At 71.1% G+C, this 16078-nt stretch carries 15 protein-coding genes; 10 read left to right on the top strand and 5 right to left on the bottom strand.

The annotated features are described in order from the left end of the window. The first annotated feature begins 103 nt into the window (after positions 1–103). Genes F3J10_RS29175 through F3J10_RS29160 form a run of 4 tightly spaced genes read left to right on the top strand, consistent with a single transcriptional unit; the run spans position 104 to position 5133 of the window. The gene (locus F3J10_RS29175) at positions 104–1240 is read left to right on the top strand and encodes a glycosyltransferase (RefSeq protein ID WP_167243561.1); all 1137 of its coding nucleotides are present in this window, start codon (positions 104–106) and stop codon (positions 1238–1240) included. A gap of 13 nt (positions 1241–1253) precedes the next feature. Further along, positions 1254–2741, top strand: coding sequence for a glucose-6-phosphate isomerase (locus F3J10_RS29170; protein WP_205200533.1), 1488 nt, complete (start codon positions 1254–1256; stop codon positions 2739–2741). Beyond that, entirely contained in the window at positions 2738–3967 is a 1230-nt protein-coding gene (locus F3J10_RS29165) for a glycosyltransferase family 4 protein (RefSeq protein ID WP_167243560.1), read from the top strand. Before F3J10_RS29170 ends, F3J10_RS29165 begins: the two co-directional genes overlap by 4 nt. Beyond that, positions 3964–5133 carry a glycosyltransferase family 4 protein gene (locus F3J10_RS29160; protein ID WP_167243559.1) on the top strand — a complete coding sequence of 390 codons (1170 nt, stop codon included), beginning with the start codon at positions 3964–3966 and terminating at the stop codon, positions 5131–5133. The genes F3J10_RS29165 and F3J10_RS29160 overlap by 4 nt, the downstream gene beginning before the upstream one ends. Before the next feature lie 73 nt (positions 5134–5206). On the opposite strand, the gene F3J10_RS29155 is transcribed toward F3J10_RS29160, so the two are convergent. The 3 genes from F3J10_RS29155 to F3J10_RS29145 all read right to left on the bottom strand — a co-directional run bounded on the left by F3J10_RS29155 (position 5207) and on the right by F3J10_RS29145 (position 7580). Further along, positions 5207–5956: an AraC family transcriptional regulator gene (locus F3J10_RS29155; protein ID WP_167243558.1), complete on the bottom strand. Its 750-nt coding sequence runs from the start codon at positions 5954–5956 to the stop codon at positions 5207–5209. A 117-nt stretch (positions 5957–6073) separates the two neighbouring features. Beyond that, the gene (locus F3J10_RS29150) at positions 6074–6415 is read right to left on the bottom strand and encodes an FKBP-type peptidyl-prolyl cis-trans isomerase (protein ID WP_013690936.1); all 342 of its coding nucleotides are present in this window, start codon (positions 6413–6415) and stop codon (positions 6074–6076) included. 82 nt (positions 6416–6497) lie between these two features. Next, entirely contained in the window at positions 6498–7580 is a 1083-nt protein-coding gene (locus F3J10_RS29145; RefSeq protein ID WP_167243557.1) for a LacI family DNA-binding transcriptional regulator, read from the bottom strand. A 222-nt stretch (positions 7581–7802) separates the two neighbouring features. Between F3J10_RS29145 and F3J10_RS29140 the strand changes: the two genes are divergently transcribed. The 6 genes from F3J10_RS29140 to F3J10_RS29115 all read left to right on the top strand — a co-directional run bounded on the left by F3J10_RS29140 (position 7803) and on the right by F3J10_RS29115 (position 13985). Next, positions 7803–8795, top strand: a complete 993-nt coding sequence (locus tag F3J10_RS29140) for a substrate-binding domain-containing protein (RefSeq protein ID WP_167243556.1) — start codon at positions 7803–7805, stop codon at positions 8793–8795. A gap of 62 nt (positions 8796–8857) precedes the next feature. Continuing rightward, positions 8858–10393, top strand: a complete 1536-nt coding sequence (locus tag F3J10_RS29135) for a sugar ABC transporter ATP-binding protein (protein WP_025101168.1) — start codon at positions 8858–8860, stop codon at positions 10391–10393. Beyond that, the gene (locus F3J10_RS29130) at positions 10386–11402 is read left to right on the top strand and encodes an ABC transporter permease (protein WP_051598378.1); all 1017 of its coding nucleotides are present in this window, start codon (positions 10386–10388) and stop codon (positions 11400–11402) included. Before F3J10_RS29135 ends, F3J10_RS29130 begins: the two co-directional genes overlap by 8 nt. Then, entirely contained in the window at positions 11399–12457 is a 1059-nt protein-coding gene (locus F3J10_RS29125) for an ABC transporter permease (protein ID WP_167233965.1), read from the top strand. Before F3J10_RS29130 ends, F3J10_RS29125 begins: the two co-directional genes overlap by 4 nt. Then, entirely contained in the window at positions 12454–13347 is an 894-nt protein-coding gene (locus F3J10_RS29120; protein ID WP_013690930.1) for a sugar phosphate isomerase/epimerase, read from the top strand. Before F3J10_RS29125 ends, F3J10_RS29120 begins: the two co-directional genes overlap by 4 nt. Then, positions 13344–13985 (top strand): nucleoside/nucleotide kinase family protein, encoded by a 642-nt coding sequence (locus F3J10_RS29115; protein WP_036055714.1) that lies wholly within the window; start codon positions 13344–13346, stop codon positions 13983–13985. Before F3J10_RS29120 ends, F3J10_RS29115 begins: the two co-directional genes overlap by 4 nt. On the opposite strand, the gene F3J10_RS29110 is transcribed toward F3J10_RS29115, so the two are convergent. Together F3J10_RS29110 and F3J10_RS29105 are read right to left on the bottom strand one after the other, a co-directional pair. Then, the gene (locus F3J10_RS29110) at positions 13982–14770 is read right to left on the bottom strand and encodes a response regulator (protein WP_167243555.1); all 789 of its coding nucleotides are present in this window, start codon (positions 14768–14770) and stop codon (positions 13982–13984) included. The two genes, F3J10_RS29115 and F3J10_RS29110, sit on opposite strands and share 4 nt — an antisense overlap. Continuing rightward, the coding region (locus tag F3J10_RS29105) for an ATP-binding protein (RefSeq protein ID WP_240155740.1) at positions 14760–16078 on the bottom strand (1319 nt) is incomplete at its 5' end. The genes F3J10_RS29105 and F3J10_RS29110, both read right to left, overlap by 11 nt.

The raw sequence follows: 16078 nt of genomic DNA, 5'->3' as shown, positions 1-16078 counted from the left end.
GCGCGCCCGGGCCGCCTCGCGCGGCCCGCCCGCTGCCGCGCGACGACGCCAGGCGCCGGCGCGTACGCGCACGCTTGTTGAGCATCGAACCCGGAGATTCCGCATGACCGCCACGAACGTGCACGTTCACCTGTTTTACGGCGCCGATCCGCGCAGCTATCGCGCCGGCGACAACATCGGCTGCCTGTACGGCTATCACCACGCGGCCTCCGACGAATTCGCCATGAGCTATTCGCGCGACCGCCGCGAATCGCGCCCGGTCAGCGTGGCGCGCCGCGCCCTGAAGGCCGCGCTCGGCTTCGACGCGATCCATGCCTGGCGCAATCGCGAGGCGCTGCTGGCGGCCGACGTGATCTGGACGCATACCGAGCAGGAGCACCTGGCCGCCGCGCTGGTGCTGAAGCTGGCCGGCGCGCGCGGCGCGCGGCCGCTGCTGCTGGCGCAGAGCGTCTGGCTGCTGGACCGCTGGCCGCGCTTCGGCGCGCTGCGCCGCTGGGTCTATCGCAAGCTGCTGTCGCGCGCCGACGTGCTGACCACGCTGGCGCGCGACAACGCCGTGCTGTGCCGCGAGTTCCTGCAGCGCGACGCGGTGCAGGTCTACTACGGGCTCAACACGCAGGACTTCCCGGTGCGCATGCCCGAGACCTGGACGCCGCATCGCCCGCTGCGCATCGCCGCGATCGGCAACGACCGCGACCGCGACTGGGCCACCCTGATCGAGGCCTTCGGCGGCCTGCCGCGCTACCAGGTCAAGCTCGCCACGCGGCGGCGCATCCCGCGCGAGCTGCACCGGCCCAACGTGGAGATCGCCTCCGTGTCCGGCATCGCGAAGCAGCGCGAGTTCTACGACTGGGCCGACGTGATCGTGGTGCCGCTGCGGCCCAACCACCACGCCTCGGGCATCACCGTGATGCTGGAGGCGGCAGCGGTGGGCAAGCCGATGATCGTCAGTGACGTAGGCGGCCTGCGCGACTACTTCCCGAACGATTGCGCGGCCTATGTGCCGGCCTTCGACGCCAGCGCCATGCGCGGCGCGGCCGATCGCATGGTGGCCCAGCCCGAGCGGGGGCTGGCGCGGGCCCGCGCGGCCGCGGCGCGGCTGGTCGAGGCCGACCTCACCACCGAGGCCTTCGCGGCCCAGCACGTGCGGATCACGCGCGAGCTGCTGCAGCGCCGCCGCGTCACGGCCGGCGCCGCCGCGCCGCTGCCGCTGGCCGATTCGCGCACGCCCTCGAACTGACGCACCGAGCCGCATGAGTACGCCCGCCTATCCCGTCGAACCGCTCGTCCGCGCGCGCCGCGGCAAGAAGCCCAAGCGGCGCCTGCTGGCCGAGCCCAAGCACTGGGCCGCGCAGGCCGGCCTGTGGACGCTCACCGGGCTGCTGATCCTCGCGCACCAGGGCTCGATCCTGACCCTGGCGTTCCCCGCGCTGTCGATCGCCACCGGCTTCTGGCTCTACTTCCGCAGCCCCGCGCGCTACGTGGGCTTCGTCTGGTGGCTGTGGTTCCTGGCGCCCGAGGTGCGGCGCCTGGCCGACTGGTCGCGCGGCGCCTACACGCCCACCAGCCTGATCCAGATCGCGCCGCTGGCGGTCACCATGATCTGCGGGCTCGGCCTGCTGCGCCACTACCGCGTGCTGGCGCAGCGGCGCGGCCTGCCGATGCTGATGATCCTGGCGGGCCTGGCCTATGCCTATTTCGTCGGGCTGGTCTCGGCGGGCCTGTTGGCCGCCACCTACGACCTGGCCAACTGGATCTACCCGGTGCTGATCGGCTTCCACATCGCGGTGAACGCGCGCGACTACCCCGAGTACCGCGACGTGATCGTCTCGACCTTCGTGTGGGGGATGCTGGTGATGGGCGCCTACGGCATGGTGCAGTTCTTCATCATGCCGGCCTGGGACGTGCTGTGGATGGTGGGCTCGCAGATGGCCTCGCAGGGCGAGCCGGTGCCCTATGGCGTGCGCGTGTTCAGCACCATGAATTCCTCGGGGCCGTTCGCCTTCGCGATGATGGGCTCGCTGGTGTTCATGCTGGCGGCCACCCAGCGGGTGCGCTGGCTGGCCGGCGGCGCCGGCTTCATCGCCTTCATGCTGTGCCTGGTGCGCTCGACCTGGGGCGGCTGGGTGATCGCGCTGGCGGTGCAACTGGCGAAATCCTCGAACCGCGTGCGCCTGCGCATGGTGGTGGGCGCGATGGTGCTGGCCGGGCTGTCGGTGCCGCTGCTCACGGTGGGCCCGGTGGCCGACCGGCTGGGCCAGCGCCTGGAGTCGATCACCAACCTCAAGGACGATCGCAGCTACGACGATCGCAACAAGTTCTACGCCAGCTTCGCGCAGACCGCCTTCACCGACGTGGCGGGCGAGGGGATGGGCGCCACCGGCGCCTCCACCAAGCTGTCCAGCGACAGCGGCGAGCTCGGCAAGTACGGCAGCTTCGACAGCGGCGTGATGAACGTGCCCTTCGTGCTCGGCTGGCCCGGCACGCTGCTCTACCTGTCGGGCACGCTCTGGCTGCTGGCGCGCGCGCTGCGCGTGTCGTTCGGGATGCGCGACGACAAATACGTCGCCGCCTGCGTGAGCCTCGCGATCTCGATCTTCGCGATGCTGGTGTTCACCAATTCGCTGATCGGAACGGGAGGTTTGTTGCTGTTCATGAGTTTGTTTTCGATCCTGGCGGCATCGCATTGGCAAAAAATCCAGCGTGCCGCCGCCAAACGCAATCGGGGAGCAGGACTGTGAGAATCGCCATCGTCACGCACGTGGTCCGTCACAACGACGGGCAAGGCCGCGTCAACTACGAGATCGCACGCGCGGCACTTGCCGAGCAGTGCGAAGTGACGCTCGTCGCGTCGCATGTCGCGCCGGAGCTGCTGGAGCACCCGCGGGTGCGCTGGATCCCGGTGCAGCCGGGCCGCTTCTGGCCGAGCAACCTGCTGCGCCAGCAGGTGTTCGCCCTGAAGAGCGCGCTGTGGATCAACCGTCATCGCGACGAGTTCGACGTGCTGCATGTGAACGGCTTCATCTCGTGGGTGCGTGCCGATGTCAATACCGCGCATTTCGTGCACGGCGGCTGGTTCGCCAGCCGCTACTACCCGTTCTCGCCGGGCCAGGGCCTGTGGTCGGCCTATCAATACGTGTACACGCGCGTCAACGCGGTGCTGGAGCGCTGGGCCTACCGGCGCTCGCGCGCGGTGATCGCGGTGTCGGGCAAGGTGGCCGACGAGATCCGCCGGCTGGGCATCGACGGCAACCGCATCGGCGTGATCTACAACGGCGTGGACGCGCAGGCCTTCGGCGGCGCGCAGCCCGATCGCGGCGCCTACGAGCTGCCGCAGGACGCCTTCCTGCTGCTGTTCGTGGGCGACCTGCGCACGCCGCGCAAGAACCTCGGCACCGTGCTCAAGGCGCTCACCGAGCTGCCCGAGCACGTGCACCTGGCGGTGGCCGGCTACCTGCCGGGCAGCCCCTATCCCGAGGAGGCGCGCGCGCTGGGGATCTCCTCGCGCGTGCACTTCCTGGGCCTGGTCAAGACCATGCCGCAGCTGATGTCCTCGGTGGACGCCTATGTGTTCCCCTCGCGCTACGAGGCGATGAGCCTGTCGCTGCTCGAGGCGATGGCCGCCGGCCTGCCGGTGGTGACCGCGCGCACCGCGGGCGGCGCCGAGATCATCACGGCCGATTGCGGGATCGTGCTCGACGATCCGGACGACGCCAACGCGCTGGCCGGCGCGATCGGCTCGCTCGCGCATTCGCGCGAACGCTGCCGCGAGATGGGGCGCGCCGCGCGCGCCCTGATGAACGATTTCGGCTGGAACCAGATGGGCGCCCAGTACCTGGCACTCTACCGGAGGCTGATTTCCCAACCTCAACCGATTGCGTCGGGCACCCAGGCCGTGAATCCGCCGCCGGCCCACGTGCCGACCCAGGGCCCCGGCCCGTTGCCCACCCAGGAGCCCCTTCGATGAGCACTCTTCCCCGATCCTCGAGCATCAAGTCGTTGCAGATCGGCATGCACTGGTTCCCCGAGCGCGCCGGCGGCCTGGACCGCATGTACTACTCGCTGGTCGGCGCGCTGCCCGGCGCGGGCGTGGCCGTGCGCGGCGTGGTGGCCGGCTCGGGGCGCGTGGCCGCCGACACCGACGGCGCGATCCGCGGTTTCGGCTCCGCCGCGCAATCGCTGCCGCGCCGCATGATGGCCGCGCGCCGCGCGCTGCGCGAGGTGATCCGCCACGAGCGGCCCGACGTGGTGTCCTCGCATTTCGCGCTCTATACCTTCCCGGGGCTCGACGTCACGCGCGGCATTCCGCAGGTCTCGCACTTCCAGGGGCCCTGGGCCGACGAGAGCCAGGTGGAGGGCGCCGATTCGCTGGGCCAGCGCGCCAAGCGCTACCTGGAGCAGACCGTCTACGCGCGTTCCTCGCGGCTGATCGTGCTGTCCAGCGCGTTCGCCGAGATCCTGACCTCGCGCTACGGCATCGCGCGCGACAAGGTGCGGATCGTGCCGGGCTGCGTGGACACCGCCCAGTTCGACCTGCCGATCACGCAGGCCGAGGCGCGCCGCAAGCTGCAACTGCCGCAGGGCCGGCCGATCGTGCTGGCGGTGCGGCGCCTGGTGCGGCGCATGGGGCTGGAGGACCTGATCGACGCGGTCGAGCAGGTGCGCCGCCGCCATCCCGACATCCTGCTGCTGATCGCCGGCAAGGGCCGGCTGGCCGAGGAACTGCAGCAGCGCATCGACGCGGCGGGGCTCGGCGAGCATGTGAAGCTGCTCGGCTTCGTGCCGGACGAGCACCTGGCCGCGCTGTATCGCGCCGCCACCGTCAGCGTGGTGCCGACCGTGGCGCTGGAGGGCTTCGGGCTGATCACGGTGGAATCGCTGGCCTCCGGCACGCCGGTGCTGGTCACGCCGGTGGGCGGCCTGCCCGAGGCTGTCTCGGGGCTCTCCGAGGAACTGGTGCTGGGCGGCACCGGCACGGCGGCGATCGCGCAAGGGCTGGACGGCGCGCTGTCGGGCACGCTCAAGCTGCCCGATGCCGATGCCTGCCGCCGTTACGCGCGCGAGAACTTCGACAATGCGGTGATCGCCAGGCGCGTGGCGCAGGTCTACGAGGAAGCGATCCGCGCGGCCTGAAGCCAGCGGAAGCGAGGACCAGGCGGTGACGAACAACGGCGCGGGTGCCATCGAGGGCCCGCGCCGTTCGCGTTCAGTGGCGGCCGGCCCGCCACTGCCCGGGCGCGACGCCGAAGCGCCGCGTGAAGGCATGCGTCAAGGCGCTCTGGTCGGCGAAGCCGACGTCGGCGGCGATCTCGGCCAGCGCGCGCGAGGGATTGGCGAGCAGCAGCACGGCAGTGTCGAGCCGCAGCTTGAGCAGGTATTGATGGGGTGTTTCGCCGAAGGCGTCGACGAACAATTGATGGAAGCGCCGTATCCCGAAACCGCAATGCGCGGCCAGGTCGGCCACCCGCAGCGGCTCGGCCAGCCGCGTGCGCAGCCAGCGGTCGATGCGCGCGAAATCGAGGCGGGCCGCGTCGCCGGCGGGCGAGGGCGCGCCATCGAGCAGGGCCTCGCAGAGCCGCGCGGCCGCCTGCCAGTGCAGCGCGCGCGAGTCGCCGCGCATGGTCAGCTGTGCCAGCTCGTCGACCAGGCTGCCCAGCGCGGGCGCCACCGCGAACGGCCGGCCGCGCTCGAACAGGCGCTCGGGCACCGCCAGCGAGGCGATCGGCAGGTCCAGCACGAGCTGGTGATTGGGGCCGAGCCCGGCGTAGTCGTGCCGCGCGCCGGCCGGGATCAGCCAGGCGTGGCGGCCGTCGATGCGCTCGGCCACGCCGTCGATCGACATCAGCATCTGCCCGTCCACGCCCAGCACGACCTGGTGGAAGTCATGCACGTCCGAGGCCTCGGCGCGCTCGTAGGCGCGCAGCGAGATCGACGGGGCGGCGGGGCGGGTAGTCATCGGAAGAAAGGAAAACGGAAAGGGCGGGCATCGATGCGTGAGCGGCTCGGGAGCCGGCGCATGGACCCGGGCAGGAAGCCGGCTGGACAAAGCCGGCCTCGCGCCCCGCCCGCGGCCTCAGACGGCCAGCAGCTCGACCTCGAACACCAGGGTGGCGTTCGGCGGGATCACGCCGCCCGCGCCGCGCGCGCCGTAGCCGAGTTCGGCCGGGATCGTCAGGCGGCGCGTGCCGCCGACCTTCATGCCCTGCACGCCCTGGTCCCAGCCCTTGATGACCATGCCGCCGCCGAGCACGAACACGAACGGGTCGTTGCGATCCTTGCTCGAGTCGAACTTCTGGCCATCGGTCAGCCAGCCCGTGTAGTGGACCGTGACGGACTTGCCGGCAACGGCTTCGGCACCCGAGCCTTCGGTCAGGTCTTCGTACTTGAGGCCGGTTTCGGTGGTAACGACAGTCATCTGCAACTCCTGAATTGAACGGACAAACCGCTATTGTAGGGGAGCCGGCCGGGCAGCGGTCGGCGCGCCCCGGCGGCGCCCCTCAGGACAGGTCCGGATCGACGCGCGGTTCGGCATCGTTGGTGTCGAAGCGCTCGCCGAAGCGGGTCGGCACCACGATGCGCGGATGCGGCCCGCCGGCGATGCCCTCGGCCGCGGCGCGGTCCACCAGCGCGAAGGCCTCCGACATCATGGTCTGCACGTCCTGGCGCAGCATCGTCACGTCGAAGGGCAGGTGCACCGCGAACGGGTCCCAGTCGAAACAGCCGACCACGGCGCGCTGCCATTCGGCCAGCGGCAGGTCGGCCGCGTATTGCACCAGCCCTTCGAAGGCGGTGATCGAGTTCATCAGCATGCCGGCCGGCAGGCGGCCGAGCCGCGCCACGCGCCGCGCCAGTGCCTCGCGCGTGGCGGCCGGGCCGTAGCCGCAGCACTCGATCGCGTCCCCGGCCGGGGCCGGCAGGCCGCGCGCCGCGAAGGCGTCGCGAAAGCCGGCGATCCGCATCTCGGTGGCGTATTCGTGGGCGATCCCGCCCAGCAGGATCAGCTCCTCGGGCGCCGCGCCGCGCGCGAGCACCTTGTCGAGCAGCATGCCGGCCAGGGTGCTGGCGCCCTGGCGGTTGTCCGACACCACCGAGGGCGCGCCCTCGCCGGGCAGGTCGAGGTTGACCGAGGGCACGCCGGCATCGGCGCACAGCGCGTTGAGCGGCCCCGGATCGCGCACCCCGGCGATGAACAGCAGCTCGACGCGCTGCGACAGCAGGGTCCGGGTCACGTTCAGCTCCACCTCCGGATCGCGCTTTGTGCCCACCACGATCGGGCACAGCGCGCGGCCCTTGGCGCGTTCCTCGAAGGTCTCGGCCAGCCCCGCGAAGAAGCGGTTGCGGTAGTGCGGAATGATCATCCCGGCCAGCCCCGAGCGCGACAGCCGCAGCCCCCGCGCGCTCTGGTTGACGTGGTAGCCGAGCGCGCGCGCGCACTCGAGGATGCGGCGCGCGGTGTCCTCCTTGATGCGGTAGCGCGCCCAGTTGCCGTTCAGCACCATGCTGACCGTCGAGGTCGACGAGCCGGTGGCCCGCGCGATGTCGTAGATGGTCGATTTCTTGCCGCTGGATGTGGAGTTCATTGGTCGTCCCGTGCGCGCCTGCCTCGGAATCCTGGCGGGGCGGGGGCGGGCCGCTCCGCTTGCCATTATCAGGGTTTTCCCATGCTTCCCGTTGGCGCTGAATGGATTCAGCATACACGAACTTTTGTTGCTGAATGGATTTAGCAGCAAAAAGCGAAGTGTAAGAACACCGCTTGCCGGCCCCTCGGCACGGCAGCGGCCCTCACTGGAACGGGAGGAGACATGGTTGGCAACTTGATGCGCAGGATCTGCGTGGGCATGACGGCATTCGCGCTGGCGACGGGCTTGGCGCTCGCCTCGCCGGACAAGCCGGTGATCGGCGTGGTGGTGAAGGTGGGCGGGATTCCCTGGTTCAACGCGATGGAGGCCGGCATCAAGAAGCGCGCCGACCAGCTCGGCGTGAAGGCCTTCATGGTGGGCCCGACCAGCGCCGACCCGGCCCTGCAGGTGCGCGCCATCGAGGACCTGATCGCCCAGCACGTCGACGTGATCGGCGTGGTGCCGAACGACGCGCAGGTGCTCGAGCCGGTGCTGCAGCGCGCGCGGGCGGCCGGCATCAAGGTGATCACGCACGAGTCGCCGCAGCAGAAGAACGCCGACTGGGATTTCGAGCTGGCCTCGGCCAAGGGTTTCGGCGAGGCCTATGCCAAGCGGCTCGCCGGCCTGGTGGGCGGCAAGGGCGAGTACGCGGTGTTCGTCGGCTCGCTGACGGTGCCGCTGCACAACGCCTGGGCCGACGCGGCGATCGCCTGGCTGAAGGCCAACGCGCCGGGCATGACCCTGGTGGGCGACCGCTACGGCGTGGCCGAGAACGTCGACGCCTCGCGCCAGACCGCGCTGGACCTGATGCGCGCCCACCCGAACCTGCGCGCGATCCTGGCCTTCGGCAGCCAGGGCCCGATCGGCGCGGCGCGCGCGGTGGCCGAGCGCGAGCAGAAGGGCAAGGTGATCGTGCTGGGGCCGTTCTCGCCGGGGCAGGGCCGGCGCCTGGTGCACGACGGCGTGCTCACCGGCGGCTACATGTGGAATCCGGAGCTGGCCGGCGAGGTGTTCGTCACGCTCGGCACGATGGTCGCCAAGGGCCAGCCGATCAAGGACGGCATGACGATCCCGGGCCTCGGCGTGGTGCACCCGAGCGGCCACAACCTGATCGTCGACCAGCTGGTCGATCTCAACGACAAGACCGTCGACGATCTCGCCAAGCTCGGCCTCTGACGTTTGACGGCGCGCGGGGCGGCCCCGCCTCGCGCGCGCATCGTGTACTGGAGATTCGTGCCATGAATCCAGCTTCCCCCGGGCAGGCCGCGGCTGTTGCCGCCGCGGTGGCCCCGCCGCTGCTGCAACTGGAGAACGTCTCGAAGACCTTCGGCGGCGTGAAGGCGCTGCAGCAGGTGAGCTTCGAGGTGCTGCCGGGCGAGGTGCTGTGCCTGGCCGGCGAGAACGGCTGCGGCAAGAGCACCCTGATCAAGATCGTCAGCGGCGTCTACCAGCCCGAGCCGGGCTCGCGGATGCGTTTCGACGGCGAGCCGGTCGAGGCGCTCGATCCGGCCGGCGCGCGCCGGCTCGGCATCCAGGTGATCTGGCAGGACCTCGCGCTGTTTCCCGAGATGACGGTGGCCGAGAACATCGCTTTCGAGCAGAACCTCGGCGAGCGGCTGCGCTGGGTCGACTACGGCCGCATGCAGGCCTCGGCGCGCCGCATCCTGGCGCGGCTCGGCGTCGAGCTCGACCTGGAGCGCCCGGTGCGCAAGCTGTCGATCGCGCAGCGGCAGATCGTGGCGATCGCGCGGGCCCTGGTGGCCGAGGCGCGGCTGGTGTTCATGGACGAGCCGACCGCCTCGCTGAGCCACGCCGAGACCGAGGCGCTGCTGGCGATCGTGCGGCGCCTGTCGGCCGACGGCATCGCGGTGGTGTTCGTCAGCCACCGGCTGGCCGAGGTGCTGGCGGTGTGCACGCGCGTGACGGTGATGCGCGACGGCCGCCAGGTCGGCACCTTCCCGACCGCCGGCATGACGCAGACGCGGCTCGGCGAGCTGATGACGGGCCGCAGCCTCGACTACGCGGTGCGCGACGCCGACCTGTCGGCCGCGCCGGTGGTGCTGCGCGTCGAGCGGCTCACGCGCGGGCGCGAGTACCGGGAGATCTCCCTCGAGATCCGCCGCGGCGAGATCCTCGGCCTGACCGGGCGGCTCGGCGCCGGGCGCACCGAGCTGGCGCTCTCGCTGTTCGGCATGACGCGGCCCGAGTCGGGCGCGATCGAGCTGGAAGGGCGCGCGCTCGCGCTGCGCTCGAACCGCGACGCGATCGGCGCCGGCATCGCCTACGTCTCGGAGGACCGGCTGCAGCTCGGCCTGGTGCAGCCGCAGTCGATCGGCGACAACACCTGCATCGCCGTGCTCGACGAACTGCTCGACGGCGCGCGGCTGATCGCGCCGGGCCGGCGCGAGGCCCTGGTGCGCGACTGGATCCGCCGCCTGGCGGTGAAGATCGGCCATCCCGACGATCCGGTCTCGACGCTGTCGGGCGGCAACCAGCAGCGCGTGGTGCTGGCCAAGTGGCTGGCCACCAGCCCGAAGGTGCTGATCCTCGACTCGCCGACGGTGGGCGTGGACGTCGGCGCGCGCGCCGGCATCTTCGCCATCATCCGCGAGCTGGCGCAGGCGGGCATGGCGATCCTGCTGATCTCCGACGAGATTCCCGAGGTCTATTTCAACGCCGATCGGATCCTGCACATGCGCGATGGCCGTCTCGTCGCCGAGTACGTGCCGGGCGCGGTTCCGATCGACCATATCGAGCGAGACGTCCATGCATGAGCTGCTGCGCAAGACCGGGATCGGCTCGATCGAGGCGCTGCTGATCGCCGTGCTCGCCGTGATGGCGATCGGCCTCGGCCTCACCACCTCGACCTTCCTGACGCTGTCCAACCTGTTCGACCTGCTCAACCAGAGCGCGGTCAACATCATCTTCGCGGTCGGCCTGCTGGTGGTGCTGATCGCCGGCGGCATCGACATCTCCTTCGCGGTGGGCGCCTCGGTCACGCAGTACCTGACTGCGCTGGCCGTGAACCACCTCGGCGGCGGCAACTGGGCGCTCGGCTTCGCGGCCTCGCTCGGCTTCGGCTTCCTGCTCGGCGCGTTCAACGCGACCATCATCTACCGCTTCCGGATCGTCTCGATCGTGGTGACCATCGCCACCTTCAACCTGTTCTTCGGCGGACTGATGTTCGTCACCGGCGGCGTGTCGATCTACGACCTGCCCGACTGGTGGATGAACCGCGTCTCGCTGCTGCAACTGGGCACGTCCAGCGGGGTGGCCACGCTGTCGCTGCCGGTGGCGGTGATGGCGGCCTGCGTGGCGGCCACCTGGTTCCTGCTGCGCCGGACCACGGCGGGCCGCCAGCTCTACGCCACCGGCGACAACCCGGAGGCGGCGCGGCGCGTGGGCATCCGCATCGGCCGCATGCACTACCTCGCCTACGGCTGGCTCGGCATGATGAGCGGCGTGGCCGGGCTGATGCAGGCGCACTACGTGCAGGAGGTGGTGCCCAACGCGCTCTACGGGCGCGAGCTGGAGGTGCTGGCGGCCGTGGTGCTGGGCGGCGCGCGCCTGGGCGGCGGGCGCGGCACGGTGCTCGGCGCGATCCTCGGCATCCTGCTGGTGTCGGTCACGGCCAACGGCCTGAACCTGCTCGGCATTTCCTCGTATGCGTACAAGATGATCGTCGGCGCGGTGATCCTGGTCGCGATCACGCTGTCCAGCGAGGGCGCCGCGCGCCTGGTCGGCACGCGTGTCTCGGCTTCTCGCGCCAAGGTGGGCTCATGAACACGTCGCAATCCCGTACTTCGTCCGTGTTCCGCGTGCCGGCCGACGTGGCCGGCCTGCTGGGCTTCCTGGCGGTGGTGGTGATCGGCATGAGCCTCGCCTCGGACCGTTTCCTGACGGCCGGCACCTTCCAGTCGATCGCGTTCCAGTTGCCCGAGCTGGGCCTGTTCGCGCTGGCCATGCTGATGCCGCTGATCTCGGGCGGCTTCAACCTGGCCGCCACCTTCACCGCCAACATGGCGGGCCTGGCGATGGCCTGGGTGATCCAGTCGCACGGCGGCGCCGACGCCAGCCTCGGCGTGGTGCTGCTCGGCATCCTCGCGGCGCTGGCCACGGGCGCCGCGGCCGGCGCGATGATCGGCGCGATCATCGCCTACACCGGCGCGAGCCCGATCCTGGTGTCGCTGTCGGCGATGATCTTCCTGCGCGGCCTGGGCGAATTCCTCACGCGCGGCGGCGACATTTCCGGCTTCCCGCATTCGGTGCGCTACCTCGGCAACGGGCTGTGGCTCGGCGTGCCGGTGCCGCTGTGGATCTTCATCGCCTGCGCGCTGGCCTGGCACGTGGTGATGACGCGCTCGCGGCTCGGTTTCACCACCCGCATGGTCGGCTCGAACCTGGAGGCCACGCGCTACTCGGGCATCGCCACGGCGCGCGCGATCACCCGCATCTACCTGCTCTCGGGCCTGATGTGCGGGGTGGCCGGGGTGGTGATGCTGTGCAGCTTCAACTCGGTGCGCGTCGGCCACGGCGAGGCCTTCCTGCTGATCTCGGTGCTGGCCTGCTTCCTCGGCCGGGTCGATCCGTTCGGCGGCTTCGGCCGGGTGGTGCCGGTGGTGATCGCGCTGGTGATCCTGCAGGTGATCGCCTCGGGCCTGAACCTGCTGGGTGCCAACCAGCACCTGGCCACCGCCCTGTGGGGCGCCTTCCTGCTCGCCGTGATGCTGGCCCGCTGGGCCTGGGCGCAAGGCGGGCTGCCATCCCTCATCCGCGAGCGCGGGCCCCGATCCCCGGTGGCCGCGCCCGCATCCCGTCGACACAAGGAGAGCGAATGAACAAGCTGGGCGTACATGCACTGGTCTGGGAGGCCGGCTGGAGCCACGAGGAAGCCGCGCGCGCGATCGCGAACACGGCCGAGGTGGGTTTCGACTTCATCGAGATCCCGGCGCTCGATCCGGCCTCGATCGATACCGCCTTCACGCGCCGCGAGCTGGAGCGCGCCGGCATCGGCTGCAGCTTCTCGCTGGGGCTCGATGCCGATTCCGACATCTCCAGCGGCGACCCGGAGAAGGCCGCGCGCGGCAAGCGCAAGCTCGAGGCCGCGATCCGCGTGGCGCACGAGTGCGGCGCGAAGCATGTCTGCGGTATCCTCTACTCCGCATTCCAGAAGAACTTCGTGCCGACCACCCCGGCCGGCGTCGCGATGTCGGTCGAGATCCTCGCGCAGGTGGCGCAGACGGCCGAGGCGGGCGGCATCATGCTCGGCCTCGAGGTGGTCAACCGCTACGAGTCGAACGTGCTGAACACGGCCTCGCAGGGCGTCGAGCTCTGCGAGCGGATCGGCCGGCCGAACGTGTTGGTGCATCTGGATACCTACCACATGAACATCGAGGAATCCGACGTGATGACGGCGATACGCGAAACCGGCGCGCATCTGGGCTATTTCCATACCGGCGATTCGCATCGCGGTTACCTGGGCTCGGGCAGCATCGACTTCGCGGAAGTGTTCCGCGCGCTGGTGTTCTCGGGCTACACCGGGCCGATCACCTTCGAGAGCTTTTCCTCGCGCGTGGTCGGGCAGCCGCTGGAGGGGATCCTCGCGATCTGGCGCAACCTCTGGGAAGACGGGCGCGATCTCGCCTCGCACGCGCTGATGTACACGCGCGCCCAGCTCAAGTCGGCCCAGGAAGCGCTCAAGCAGGCCGAGCGGAGCCGCCTGCCATGAGCGTGACGCGCGACGTCGATTTCGCCGCGCTGGTGGCGGCGCTGGCCGATGCCGATCCGGCCGCGCGCCGCATCGTGGCGGTGGCCGGGCCGCCCGGCGCGGGCAAGAGCACCTTCGCCGAGCGCCTGCGCGAGGCGCTGGACGCGCCGGCGCCGGGTCGCGCCGCGCTGCTGGCGATGGACGGCTTCCACTACGACGATCGCGTGCTGGAGGCGCGCGGCGATCGCCCGCGCAAGGGCGCGCCGCATACCTTCGACATCGACGGGCTGGGCGCCATGCTGGCGCGCCTGAAGGCCGACGACGGCCGCGAGATCGCGGTGCCGGTGTTCGACCGCTCGATCGAGATCGCCCGCGCCGGCGCGGCGATCATCCCGGCCGGCGCGCGCATCGTGGTGGTGGAGGGCAACTACCTGCTGCTCGACGATCCGGCCTGGGCGCCGCTGCGCGCCTTCTTCGATCTCACCGTGATGCTGCAGGTGCCGCGCGCGGTGCTGGTCGAGCGGCTCTCGGCGCGCTGGCACGGCTACGGCATGAGCGAGGCGGCGATCGTCGAGAAGCTCGACGGCAACGACCTGCCCAACGTCGATCGCGTGTTGACGGGCTGCGTGGCGGCCGACTTCCGCGTCGCGAACGTCTAGCGGCGCGGCGGCGGTGGGTTGTCGGCGGGGTTGCCGGCGTCTTCCGCGTCGAGCTCGAACTGGTAGCCCACGCCGTAGATCGAGCGGATGAAGTCGCGCTCGGGGCGTACCGCCTGCAGCTTGCGGCGCAGGTTCTTCACATGGCTGTCGACGGTGCGGTCGGTGACCACGCGATGGTCGTCGTAGAGCCGCCGCAGCAGGAAATCCCGCGAATAGATGCGGCCCGGGTTGGCCACCAGCAGCGCCAGGAGGCGCAGCTCGACCGGCGTCAGGTGCAGGTTGCGGCCGTCGAGCCGCGCCACGTGATGCTCGGGGTCGATCTCGAACGGCGCCGCGCCGCCGTCGGCCGCGCTTGCCTCGTGGCCCGCCTCGCCTTTCCCCTTTTTCTCGGCTTGCTTCTCGGCCTGCTCGATCCGGCGCAGGATCGCCTTGACGCGCGCCACCACCTCGCGCGGGCTGAAGGGCTTGCAGACATAGTCGTCGGCGCCGAGCTCGAGGCCGAGCAGGCGGTCGATCTCGTCGACGCGCGCGGTCAGGATGATCACCGGGATGGTCGAGAAGCCGCGCAGCTCGCGGCATATGTCGAGGCCGCCGCGCCCCGGCAGCATCAGGTCGAGCAGCACCAGCGAGGGCGCGTGCGCGCGCACGTGGGGCACCACCTCGCGGCCGTCGGCGACGATCGCGGTGGCGTAACCGTCGGCGTGCAGGTAGTCGGCCAGCAGGGCCGAGAGCTTGGGTTCGTCCTCGACGATCAGGATGGAGGGGCCAGGGCGATCAGGGTTCATGGTCCGGCTCGAGCAGGGGAAACAGCATCATGATCCAGAGGCCGCCGAGCGGCGAGCGGCGCGCCGCGATGCTGCCGCCATGCGCCTCGACGATGTGCTTGCAGAGCGCCAGGCCCAGGCCCGAGCCGCCGCTCTGGCGGCTGCGCGAGACGTCGACGCGGAACAGCCGCTCGAACACCTGGCCGAGCATCGGCTCGGGCACGCCCGGGTGCGAGTCGAGCACGTCGAGCTGCACGTGCCGGCCGCTGGCGCTGACCGCCACCCGCACGCTGCCGCCGGCATCGGTGTAGCGCAGCGCATTCTCGAGCAGGTTCTGCAGCAGTTGCGCGAGCCGGTGCGGGTCGCCCGAGACCAGCACCGGGCCGGCCGGGATCCGCGTCTCCAGCGCGATGCGCTTGGCGCCGAGCCGGTCGACGAAGGACTCGGCGGCGATCTCGGCCACCCGCGCCACGTCCACCGCGATCATCTCGAACGAGAGCGCGCCGATATCGGCCAGCGAGAGCTCGTGCAGGTCGTCGATCAGCTTGCTCAGCAGCGCGATCTCGGCCTGCAGCGAGGCGAAGGTGCCGGCGTCGGGGCGCCGCACGCCGTCCTCGAGCGCCTCGATCTCGCCGCGCAGCACGGCCAGCGGCGTGCGCAGCTCGTGCGAGATGTCGGCGATGAAGTTGCGCCGCGCGCGCTCGGCGGCGGCCAGCGATTCGGCCAGCCGGTTGAAGTCGCCCGCCAGTTGGCTCAGCTCGTCGCTGCCGCGCTCGGGCACGCGCACCGCGTACTGGCCTTCGGCGAGCCGGTGGGTGGCGCGCACGATGCGCCGCACCGGCGCCAGGATCAGCCGCGCCAGCACCATCGAGACCAGGGCCGAGAGCACCGCCGCCGCGATCACGATCACCCAGGTGGCGCGCGACTGCTGCATCTGGAAGCGCTGGTCGGCCGCGTAGAACAGGCCGCCGGGGCGCGCCACCGAGAGCCAGCCGACCAGCTTGCCGCCCGAGTTCAGCGCATGCAGCGGTGTGCCGGGCGGCGGCGGGTAGCCGGCGATGCGGTGGCGCCCGGCGTCGTAGAGCGCGATCGGCGGCGGATGATGGAAGCCGGGCGGGTGCTCGCGCCAGCCGTCGCGGGGGCCCGGGCCCGGGTAGGGCGGTGGCGTGGAGGAGGCCGGATCGGTGCTGGTGTCGGCGCGCTGGCTTGCCGGGATGGGCGGCGAGGCGGCCGGCGTCGAGGCCGCGCCTCCCGCGGTGCCGGCCGAAGCCGCTGCGTCGGCGGCTTCGCGCGAGGCAGGGCTCGGGCCGTCGTGACGGCTGCCGCGCG

It is taken from the genome of Burkholderia sp. Cy-637, from assembly GCF_011753175.1.
GTDB classification, from domain to species: domain Bacteria; phylum Pseudomonadota; class Gammaproteobacteria; order Burkholderiales; family Burkholderiaceae; genus Burkholderia; species Burkholderia gladioli.
Note: the sequence above shows the minus strand (reverse complement) of the source record. Positions and strands in the feature narration are given on the sequence as shown.